This window comes from Photorhabdus bodei, from assembly GCF_003287735.1.
GTDB classification, from domain to species: Bacteria; Pseudomonadota; Gammaproteobacteria; order Enterobacterales; family Enterobacteriaceae; genus Photorhabdus; species Photorhabdus kayaii.
Map to the genome: position 1 here is coordinate 1 of NZ_NSCM01000068.1, position 10,584 is coordinate 10,584.

Below are 10,584 nucleotides of genomic sequence, written 5' to 3' on the forward strand. Positions count from 1 at the left end.
GAGGTATAGGTGCTATGATAGGCATCACTCAGTCCGTGTTGGGGTTTGGGATTTTTCGCAATTGATCAGATCGCAAAAATCGGACTGAGTTCCCTCCAAGTGATCTATTATTTTGAAAAGTTATTTAAACACCACAACAGATTGTAATTATTGTGAAGCTATTTTTACTATCAAACAAATTGAGCTACGTCTTGATCTCATTTCACTTTATACGTGCAGGGTGGCTTTCACTCATACAGCTTACACCTCTAACTATCTCTGGTTGAAATATTCAGTGGATGGTTTCTCTACACCCAAACAATTAACTTATTGCAGCTACCTGACACTTAGCCTTGCAGCGTTTTGCTGTGCCTGTTGGCATTTTAACGCTCGCACTACCTTTGCTAACCGTTCGCAGAACTTAAGGCGTCACATTTGCAGGTTTACCGCTGAAAGTAACGCGGCAGCAAAAGGACAACATGACTCTTACAGGCTCACGCCTACATCAAGCGGATATAATTACTGTATTACGTAAGCATGGAACAACCTTAGCGGCTGTTCCTCGTGAAGCGAGAGTCAGTTCATCTACTTATTAGCCAATACGCTCAGTCGGCCTTGGCTTAAAGGTGAATGGATTATTGCTAACTATCTCGAAATTCATCCCTCTGGAATTTGGCCTAGTCGGTATTTTGATTTTAATGGTCAACTTATTGAGCGAAAGGCTAGAAAAGTATTCAACTAGAAGAGGCTCGATTTAAATGGATATTTTTTTGTGGGGGTACTAAGCACCCCACTAATTTTTATTTAGAGCTTTTCTTTTAGTTAAGAGAAGTTTAGTCACCTTTATTTAGCAAATCTAAACTTACATTTCCATATGTTAATAAATCAAAAGCTAAAAATAACTTTCTTAAGTTTGATTTTAAATGATCATCCTTTCCATTTCTTTTAAATAATGGAAAGGCTTCTTCTTGGATATATTTCCTTAATTCATCTTTACTTATTGATTTTATGTTCTTTATTATAACCAATAATTCTTTGTTTTTTAATAAGTTCTCGGCTTTGATATCTTCAATTGATCTAAACCCAATACTTGAGTATTTTTTATCCAGATTAACAGATTTAACTAAGTTATCTATTTTTCCATGCATATTTATTCTTGTTTCTATTTTTTTCATTTCTTTTTTTGATATTTTTATATTATGGAAATCACAAGATTTTATTAACTTTGAGAAAGGAGTTCTGGCATGAGGAGGACAATCGATAAGAAATTCAATAGCTGATTTATTTGGTATTTCACTTTTATCAAAGATATAATCTTCTAAATATTCCATTTCTTTTACTCTAATATAAACAAGTTGTTTATCACCTAAGGCAACAACTAAATTTTTACCAGAATTGGCATGTTTCTCTAATTCATCCAAATCAGAAGGTGTGACTAATATACTACCTAGATTTCCTTTTTCCCCCTCTTCTAGTATAAGTTGCTTTATTACCCTTTGATATCTAAGGATATCATATGGTGGCAACCCTTCATCTATATTACTTATTTCATCATATATCTTTTTATAATTATCTGTTTCTATAGATGTATACGTTATTTGTGATTTATCATCTGTTCTATGTGTTTTTATAATATCCATTTCATCTTTTTTAAACTCAATAAAAATAATTCTTTCAGCAGATTTTCTTTTGTCTTCTTTCGGAAGTTGTGAAGAAAAATCAGTCAGTAGTTTTTTTACATTTCTATCTGTTAATGAATATCCAATAAAAATTATCGAGCTTTTTATCATGCTTGATAATATTTTTGCGCTAATCAGTATAGATTTATTATCATATCTTTCATAATCATAACTATTAATTACTATTGAATTAGGTAATTCTATATCTCCGTGTATCTTATATAACTCACTCCATCCAATAGCATCATCAAAAAAACCGTCATTGCCAATATACATTTTAGGTTCAACATTTTGTTCTGACAAAAGTGTTTCAATAAATGAATCGTAATTTGTTGTAATAATCATTTTTGCATTTTTCAAAAACTTCTTAAATGATTCAAGTTCATCTTTTTTAATATTTGGTTTTAATTTATCTTGCTTGAATCTTTGGCATAAAGAATATTTAAATGGTGATATGTCCTCATCAAAAACTCTTTTTGATGTCAATCCTTCTAATGATATTTTCCCTGAATTAAATAATCCATTGAATCTTTTTTCAATGTAAGTTGCTGCGTCCGAATATACTTTATGATTTAAATCAGGATCATTTTGTTTTTCTTTATACTTATCCTTTATTTCCGATAAGTAATTATAAAAACCTTGACCATTGTTATCAATTTTATTCCAGTATTCTTCCAGCAACTCAGGCCATGTTGGAGAATTTTCCAAGTATCTTTTAGACATTCCAGATCCAATAAATACTATTGGATAATTTTTGAAGTTAAAAATAGAGTCAGACATTTTAAGCCCTTTTCATAAAGATTAGCCGACCACTGGTATACTGCATATAGTAAAACATACTAAATCACTTTTTCTAATATTTTGATCAGAGCTTACTTAATTTGTGAGATATGTTGGCGATTAAAAAAGAAACCAATATTATAATGATGATGATTATTAATTTATGAAATAACTTCCTGTTATATAGTAACAATTGGTTATTTTAAGGTGCAATATATTGACTCAGAAAATGTAATACCATAATGATACTATCAGCACAAAGTTTGACAACCTCTTTTATATGACAGACACATATATGAGTTTATCCAAGGATAACCAAACGCTAATAAAAAGTGAGTAATGAACCACCCTGAATAAGAAAGAATCAAATATAAGGTGTAGTTCAATGATTATCTTTATGCAATATTACTGTAGCTTACCTTTCTCATCGATTTAAATAATGAGAAAGCTCCCATTCTTTATATTGCTGATTAATTTCTTTCACTGACATGAGTTTTATCTTGGGGATTGACAAACTTTCGTAGATTTCAATATGACGTTTTCTGCTTTTGGGTACGGCGAAAATAATGTGATGTATCATCTCCCATTTTATGCGTTCTTTAGCTCCGAAAAGACCACCATGTCGGTAACTTTGGAGTAAAGCCCTGTTCATATATCGAGACAAACTCATACGGTTTGGATTGATGTTACAGTGGTATGAAGTTATTCAGATGGGATGAAAAAGGGCGGGAAAGATAATGTGAGAGATTTGGAGAAAAACGCATGATATAACCATCTAAACATCAAAATACCTAGACGGTTAATACCTGCAACACAAATCGACTTTATCTATGTCTTAAACACCTGAGTCTGGTGCCATTCAATAAATCTATCTGCCGGATAATACTGACGATTACGCGGAAGATAAAGGCTTTCGCCATCTCTGGCCCAGAACAATTGCTCAACAACCGGACTACGATTTACCCCATCAGAAATTTTAATCTTCAGATTCTCGTCTATGCCGATTGCACCTCTATCAAAAGCGGAATGATGAAGTGTGCAAAGTGCCAAACCATTCTCCACAAGGCAAGGGCCACCAAACTGTTTCCATTTGATGTGGGCGGCTTCCAGACCAACCAGAGAGCCATCCAGACGTAAATCATAGCCACAAATGGCGCAGCGGTAGTGATAAGCGCGTAAAACCACACCACGAAAACATGGATCACGGCTATTTAACCTCTTGTTAATATCAAAACCTAGTCTCTCAGCCAGACTTACCTGAACGCTTTCCGGGAAATGTTCATTGAGGATCTGTTGTGCCAGTTCATCAACAAGTGTAGGCTGACGGCGCAGTAACTGGAAACTGGCTGAATCAAAACCTCCGGCAACCTGATACTCAATCAGCTCTCGTTTTGGTGGCTCCTTACTTCCCGAACGTGGTGTGCAATGTTCTGCATTTTTCAGTTCCCAGAAGCCATCTCTCCGTAAACGCCAGAAAGGCATTGAAGGATAGTGTTCTTTGCGGCTGGGGCCAAAATCAGTGAGTAATTGTAATAGTGGTTGATGAATTTCATCACCGTAATTAAACAGTTGCCCATGCCCTTTTTTGTACTCAGACAGCACATACAATAGCAGTAATGGCTTATGTGGTGCGCGTTGATCGCCTTTACGCCAGACGGTGAGTTTTGATATCGCTGTTTGCAGTGCTGCGAGTGAAGTCATAACTATTAGCTAAACTGGTGAATGAACTGCGATCATGCTCGCAAAAGTGAATGAGTTCAATACTTAGTTGATGCTGAGTATTCATACTGCCAACAAACCCGGCTATATTAAACGAGGTTTGTCAGCGATCTGAAGGATATCTAACATTAAAGTTAGATATCCTTTGCTCTTACTCAGAAAAAGCCTAGAGTAGATTAGATTACAAACTCCAAGAGCGAGGTATCAAGCCATCTCCTTCATCCTTCCAGCACTCAGCTTCATATGTATTTTTTACTTGCCCCCATATTGATTTATCAGCATGCTCAAGCACTATTACTTGAAAAAAATAGTTATTTTCTTCAATTGCGACTGCCAACATTTCAAAAATTCTCCGTGTAGCGACAACATCATTTTGTCTGGTTATCTGGAGACTTTTATCTTCTGCCATTACATCTAATACATTCTCTCCGGAAGCAGCACTAGGGAAATAAACTTGACTAGGCTGATCAATCACTAAAAAGCTAAACGGAGGAAGACGAGTACGATCTTGATGAGATAGAAATTCATGCAAAGCTAAAAAGACAGATAAATGATATCCCATCCAATTAGCTCCACTGCCGACTTCCCATAAAAATTCATTTCTTCTATCATTATCTACATTAAAACATAATGTTAACTCATTTTTGTCAAGTTTAATATTGCCTCGACGTTCAAGCCTAAAATTATCAGCATACTTTTCTATAAGTGAATTTATCTCTTGGTAAACAATATATTCTGTTCTGCTTTTATTAGACTGAAGAAAGAATTTCTCTATTTCATTGAATTGATCATCTAATTCTTTTATTTTCTCACTTATATCATCAGTGTTATTTACTTTTTTAAGTGATGATAATGTTTCTTGGATACGCCCAATTAAAACATATACTTTATTCATGGAATTGTTGGTAGATTTATCTATTTTTTCTAGATTAAATTTTTCCTTACGGATTTTTTGAAGTTTATCTTGCTGAATTCGTAATTCTTTTTTTAATTTATCAATTTCTTTATCTGCTATGGGGTTTTCAAAAAGAACCTCGGAGATAGAGTTAATCCGGGAAATTTGTTTTTCAAGATTATCGACAACTGTTGATAATCTATTTGTTTTTGATCCACATGCGATACATTCACCTCCTGGAGACAAATTATTCTTAAGCCAGTCAAATCCAACAATATGCTCTTTTTCTTTCTGTATTGCCTGTGTAAAACCTTGACCTCTGGAAAATAGTTGCTCATAGTTTCTGATTTGGATCCGTAATGTATCAATATGCTGTTGGATCTCCTCTCCTTGAGCAACAAGTGCTTTTAAACGCCTATTGGTATACTCATAATTAGGAGTACCCAATAGATCACCTATACGCCCTTCAGTATATATATCATTAATGTAATTTAATGATTTTACTTTAGCATCAGTATCCTGATTTTCTGTTTCTGATAATAACCCCAATTCCACACATGCCTGCCATAGGTGATCAACATTAAAAGCCCAACTTGACAACGCTTTTTTGTTTACCTCTTGCTGTTTATATAGTGAATCTCGCTGCTTCTGTATATCTATACGCTCTTTCTCTCTAATCATATATTGACGATCAATAATGCCTAATGCAAACGGCATTACCCTTTTTAGTCTTTCTTTATTCTGGTAAGAGTCGGCTTTAAAAAATAGAGTATATGGATTAGCCACAATATGTTGTGGCAAGTAATTAAAAGCTGCCATATCTCTGTAGGAAGCTCTTCCATCAAATCCAGTTTTTTCGTTATTTTCAGACAGAGGGAGATCAGTCAGATTAACAAGTTGATTAAATTTATTTTTAAAAACAGCATCTGAATGAGTTGAAGTAAGAGTCAAAGGAAGTTTTTCAGGATAAGGGGAAAGATGATACTCATTGCTAACCGATCTTTTACTGGGTGTTTTCCTTGCTATAAGATATTTATACCCTCGAATATTAGCTTTAATCGCAAACCACATAACAGACTCTCGAATAATACCTACAGGAATAGCACACTTGCTTGCTCCAAGACAATAATCAATTATTGATATAATTGATGATTTTCCTGTGCCGCTAATCCCATGAATTATATTTACTTTATCGCTTTTAAAGGGGATTACACGAAGATTATTATTGGGATTAACAGGCCAAAGTATTAATGCATCAATAGTGAATTTCATAATTAGTTACCCAGAAGAAGACGATAAATGGAAGGTGTGTCTACACAAGAAAACCAGTTTGCCAATCGTGTTATGGTTTGAACCATTTCTTTAGGAAGCAACTTATTTATTCTTCCCGGCCATTTTGAGAAGTTTGTTTCAAACCGCGTTTCACCGTGTTCAATCAATTGCATTAGCAAACCAGAGGAAACAGCTAAATTCAGCCCCTGAATGGAGGCTCCTGCATATTCTGAAACACGTTGCGCTAAGTTAGATTTAATCAAAGGTGATTCCTGTACTACGGCAATTAGAGGTGTTGTTTTTTTCTTTTTTTTGATTGATTCCCGACTGACTTTATGCCATACAATAGGAAGTACAAGTAATAGTTTCATTAGATCAGGATGATCATCATTCACAGAACAGTTCTCATATTGTTCTACAAAATAGACAAGCAGAAAACAGGCGAGTGAACTGTTATTAATTATATTGCTATCTTTATAAAGCATAATTACTTCTCCTTAATCTTCAGGAAATCATTATGCCAGTGTATAAATGTTTCCTTTGAAGGGGAATTGGCTAAATCGTGGTAATTTCCTGTCGTAAAATAAAGGTTCTCAGTTCGTTGACCAGCCAGTGAAGCAGTATAATTGGGATCCGTTGTATCAGTATAAATTTTCTTCAACATATTCAATTTTTGGCTATTTCCTTCTGATTCCAGTCCAAGTTCAATGCAGTCTTTAATTTGTAACCAACGATTATAAAGTACATCATCACGGGCTCGCCATGCTGAAAGAGGAATTTCACCTGCCTGTTGTAATCTGACCCTTTCAGCATAAAATGCCCAATAGTGCTCTAATGCTCGATTACACATCGTTGTACTTATATCAATACTTTGAAGTTGTTTAATAAATAAATGCTCTGCATTATCTTGCTTAAGATAATTTTTGAAAGCGGTTTGGAAAAAAGGTTGCTCAGTAAAGTTTTTACGTTTAATTAGACTTATTTCAGAATTCAAGAGATTAGCAAAAGGTTCTTTAGTCAGCTCGACAGGTTGTTTAGCTTTCCAGGCAGTATTACATTTGTCGATCATAAATCCAAGCAACGTCTGATAGATATTATCTCCGTGTTCCTTTACTTCAGATGGTAAGTGTAGTAACTGAATTGTAGCCTCCTTTGGGGAAATACCGGAAGTCGTTCCATGACTATCAAGAAGTTCTATATTTTTAATCAAGAATATTAACTCTTCATCAGAATAAGTTAACACTTCCTCTGCAATAGATTTAACTTTCCCCGTAATTTTTTTCGCCTGTTCTTTTAACATTGCTAAAGCAGTATTAATCTGCTCTTCACTTTTCGCTTCAGAAAGAAATACTACAAGATTTCTTTTATCAATAATTCGGTTCGTGACTAAACAATAGGTAACTTCGTCATATTTTTCACGGGTTACTTTCATAGCATCCAGCCAGATATGCAAGGTATGCCACAAGTTCTTGCTACTGTCCTGATAAGGCTGAGCTCTGGTATCTAAACTATGTTTATCCTGTTCGAAAGTAATGCTTGGTAATCCATTAGCTAATATAGCCTCCTCTACCACATCATCTACTGTTTCTATCCCAAATACAACAGAATTATGTTCACTTGAGAATATGCGATATAAGGCACGCTCGAACTGATACAGGAAACCGATAAGTTTTGAACTAGCATCTTGGGTAATCATTAGCTTATTTCACATTCTGTACAAAAGCCATTGAAAAACTACTTACTTAACTTATGTGGATGGACAAAAACTAAACCTCACCACAATCAGAAAGATATTCAAACTCAGATTAATACAACATGCAATACATTATTGTTAATATGTTTCCTAGGTTCGTCATAGATATCTCCTGCAGTAGACTTTAGCATCCACTACTACTGGTACATATAACCAGCTTACCACCTATTTGGGCTCTGTCAGGTCTGATATTATCCTCTTACAGACATACTCATCAACGTAGGTAGCAATGTTATAACTTTAATGTCAATGGCAGCATTCGAACCAGAAGCAATTTCTGAGGCATCTCCCATCACGCAAACTTGGAGAAGTGGAACTAACGTAGATAACCGAAGTAAATTCTGCCTTTCTACAAAGGATTTACTGAGAAAAATTTAACGAACTTATACCCTATGGATTTCAAGATGTATCGCGGCGGCAAGGGAGTGAATCCCCGGGAGCATAGCAAACTATGTGACCGGGGTGACCGGGGTGACCGGGGTGACCGGGGTGACCGGGGTGACCGGGGTGACCGGGGTGACCGGGGTGACCGGGTGAGCGAGTGCAGCCAACAAAGAGGCAACTTGAAATCCATAGGATATATATCATCTCCAACGCTTGTTGCAATTTGTTACTTTCTTTTCCATACAACAGTGGACAATCACTATCATAATACACGACAGAAATAATTCTATTGTCCATTTTAACACTCTCCAAAAATAATCTGCATACAATAACGATTTATATTTTCAATATTAATTGGACACGGCACTAAGGGTTATTAGAAACTTTAATTATTATTGGATTGCGATAGTGAAGGAGTATCCTCTCTTGTATTGAGATTTCATCAGCAATCGAGAGAATGTTTAATCTCCCATCATAATTACCTTCTGTATTTCATTGAGATAAATTAGTTGTGTCAGATATTTTTCTGGCTTATCGACATATGAAGATAAATAATCTTCATATGAATATTTAAAAATATTTATTTTACTCTTCATATCCAATAAACGCTATGAGTAAATTATTATAATGCACGAATGTATTTAGTGGATTTGATATTATTTATTAGTAATTTTATAGTTGTACATTTTTGTTGTTGATCATTGAACTCCATACAGTAATGTTTATCTTCTCGAAAGATTTTAACCTTTTTAAAGTTCATAGATGCCAATTCGTCGTTGATTCTTGATATAATCATATTACCTATTAAGTCGGACAATACTCCCCACTACCATGAAGGTTAATAAAATCTTTGAACTAATACAATAATACTTTCCATAAGGAACAGACTTTAATAAGCCATTGACTCAAGAGATAAATTTCGTCATAAACCGTTCAAACAACTTACTATAAAAATGTACAATGGCAAAATACCACAATGAATTATCTAAAGGAATACGAGTCTATTTACTCCCAGCATAATTATATTGAAATTACTATACGAAGTTGCGAAAAATTATAAATTGAATCATTACCAATCAAAACAATAAAAATGTTATTATATATACCCTATGGATTTCAAAATGCATCGCGGCGGCAAGGGAGCGAATCCCCGGGAGCATAGATAACTATGTGACCGGGGTGAGTGAGTGCAGCCAACAAGGAGGCAACTTGAAAGATGACGGGTATAAAACAAATATCTCATTAGATTGTCATTATAAAGAAAAAATGGTGACTATATTAAACACCTAACGAAAAAATCACTTATTTTTGTGCTAATTAAGTGATTTTTGTTTTCTCCAAAATACACATAATAATTATTTGCTCTGGTGGTTTTAATGTGTTACTTATTTTCACCTGTTAAGATTTATTTTTTCTCTAACACTTCTTTAACTACTTATGTATTTGAATAACAGAACGTTATTAGTACTTTTCTCAAAATATCAAGAGGAGACTGTTATGGCATTACAAGAAGTTGGAAAGATGAGTCTTAAAAACTCAGGTGGATTTATTGCTAGAATCCAATTTAGTTATATGGATGGCAACGGTGAAAAACATTTAAGTAATAAAGGTAATGATATTAATCTTGGAGCAACAAAACTGCTGACCCAAGGGAGACCCTGTAAATAATGATCTCGGCTTGATCGATGTTGCGTAATACATATAGGTCCTCTATTTATGAGGGCTTTTTCAGTGAATAACTCCCAAGAATCTCATTACTTAACCGATACTTTACCAGCCAGTAGAACTATGTTGGATATTATGGAACTCGCAATGGCTGGTGCAAAGTTAGGTTATTTCTCCACAACCCGCCTTTTCCTGAAAGGACATCTGTGACCATGACAAATCATAGTTTCCCAATTATCTCTAGTACGCTATTTTAAAAACATGTATTAATGTTAAAATTTTTGTACCATTTCTACAGATGCGAAATCATATTCTTAACAAACTATTACAACCTTCATTCCGCACCTAATTCAGGAATAAACCGCTTTATATTGTACGCCTAATAAACTCAAAAGCTCATGGTGGTAAGATTGCATTCCTGTCACCATTTTATGTTCTTGAAATTCAAAGGTGCTGAT

The 10,584-nt window shown here is 34.6% G+C and carries 8 protein-coding genes and 1 pseudogene; 3 read left to right on the forward strand and 6 right to left on the reverse strand.

Annotated elements, in window-relative coordinates; all coding sequences use genetic code 11:
• Positions 1–458: 458 nt before the first annotated feature.
• A pseudogene (locus CKY02_RS21545) lies at positions 459–721 on the forward strand (helix-turn-helix domain-containing protein).
• A 91-nt stretch (positions 722–812) separates the two neighbouring features.
• On the opposite strand, the gene CKY02_RS21550 reads toward CKY02_RS21545, so the two are convergent.
• The 6 genes from CKY02_RS21550 to CKY02_RS21580 form a co-directional block, all read right to left on the reverse strand.
• Entirely contained in the window at positions 813–2,438 is a 1,626-nt protein-coding gene (locus CKY02_RS21550; RefSeq protein ID WP_112896843.1) for an SIR2 family NAD-dependent protein deacylase, read from the reverse strand.
• An 828-nt stretch (positions 2,439–3,266) separates the two neighbouring features.
• The gene (locus CKY02_RS21560; protein ID WP_112896845.1) at positions 3,267–4,139 is read right to left on the reverse strand and encodes a phosphorothioated DNA-binding restriction endonuclease; all 873 of its coding nucleotides are present in this window, start codon (positions 4,137–4,139) and stop codon (positions 3,267–3,269) included.
• A 199-nt stretch (positions 4,140–4,338) separates the two neighbouring features.
• Positions 4,339–6,324, reverse strand: a complete 1,986-nt coding sequence (locus CKY02_RS21565; protein WP_112896846.1) for a DUF3732 domain-containing protein — start codon at positions 6,322–6,324, stop codon at positions 4,339–4,341.
• A 2-nt stretch (positions 6,325–6,326) separates the two neighbouring features.
• The gene (locus CKY02_RS21570) at positions 6,327–6,809 is read right to left on the reverse strand and encodes a three component ABC system middle component (RefSeq protein WP_112896847.1); all 483 of its coding nucleotides are present in this window, start codon (positions 6,807–6,809) and stop codon (positions 6,327–6,329) included.
• A 2-nt stretch (positions 6,810–6,811) separates the two neighbouring features.
• On the reverse strand, positions 6,812–8,020 hold the full coding sequence (locus CKY02_RS21575; RefSeq protein ID WP_112896848.1) for an ABC-three component system protein: 1,209 nt from the start codon (positions 8,018–8,020) through the stop codon (positions 6,812–6,814).
• A 456-nt stretch (positions 8,021–8,476) separates the two neighbouring features.
• Complete coding sequence (locus tag CKY02_RS21580) at positions 8,477–8,758, reverse strand: hypothetical protein (protein WP_112896849.1); 282 nt, start codon at positions 8,756–8,758, stop codon at positions 8,477–8,479.
• A gap of 1,200 nt (positions 8,759–9,958) precedes the next feature.
• Between CKY02_RS21580 and CKY02_RS25025 the strand changes: the two genes are divergently transcribed.
• Both CKY02_RS25025 and CKY02_RS25030 read left to right on the forward strand, forming a co-directional pair.
• Positions 9,959–10,129 (forward strand): hypothetical protein, encoded by a 171-nt coding sequence (locus tag CKY02_RS25025; protein WP_167405351.1) that lies wholly within the window; start codon positions 9,959–9,961, stop codon positions 10,127–10,129.
• A 63-nt stretch (positions 10,130–10,192) separates the two neighbouring features.
• Positions 10,193–10,336: a hypothetical protein gene (locus CKY02_RS25030; RefSeq protein ID WP_167405352.1), complete on the forward strand. Its 144-nt coding sequence runs from the start codon at positions 10,193–10,195 to the stop codon at positions 10,334–10,336.
• The last annotated feature ends 248 nt before the right edge of the window (positions 10,337–10,584 follow it).

What these genes read in the sequence shown, in the direction of transcription:
- CKY02_RS21550 (WP_112896843.1), bottom strand. Translation starts at nt 2,438, where the DNA reads ATGTCTGACTCTATTTTTAACTTCAAAAATTATCCAATAGTATTTATT.
- CKY02_RS21560 (WP_112896845.1), bottom strand. Translation starts at nt 4,139, where the DNA reads ATGACTTCACTCGCAGCACTGCAAACAGCGATATCAAAACTCACCGTC.
- CKY02_RS21565 (WP_112896846.1), bottom strand. Translation starts at nt 6,324, where the DNA reads ATGAAATTCACTATTGATGCATTAATACTTTGGCCTGTTAATCCCAAT.
- CKY02_RS21570 (WP_112896847.1), bottom strand. Translation starts at nt 6,809, where the DNA reads ATGCTTTATAAAGATAGCAATATAATTAATAACAGTTCACTCGCCTGT.
- CKY02_RS21575 (WP_112896848.1), bottom strand. Translation starts at nt 8,020, where the DNA reads ATGATTACCCAAGATGCTAGTTCAAAACTTATCGGTTTCCTGTATCAG.
- CKY02_RS21580 (WP_112896849.1), bottom strand. Translation starts at nt 8,758, where the DNA reads ATGGACAATAGAATTATTTCTGTCGTGTATTATGATAGTGATTGTCCA.
- CKY02_RS25025 (WP_167405351.1), top strand. Translation starts at nt 9,959, where the DNA reads ATGGCATTACAAGAAGTTGGAAAGATGAGTCTTAAAAACTCAGGTGGA.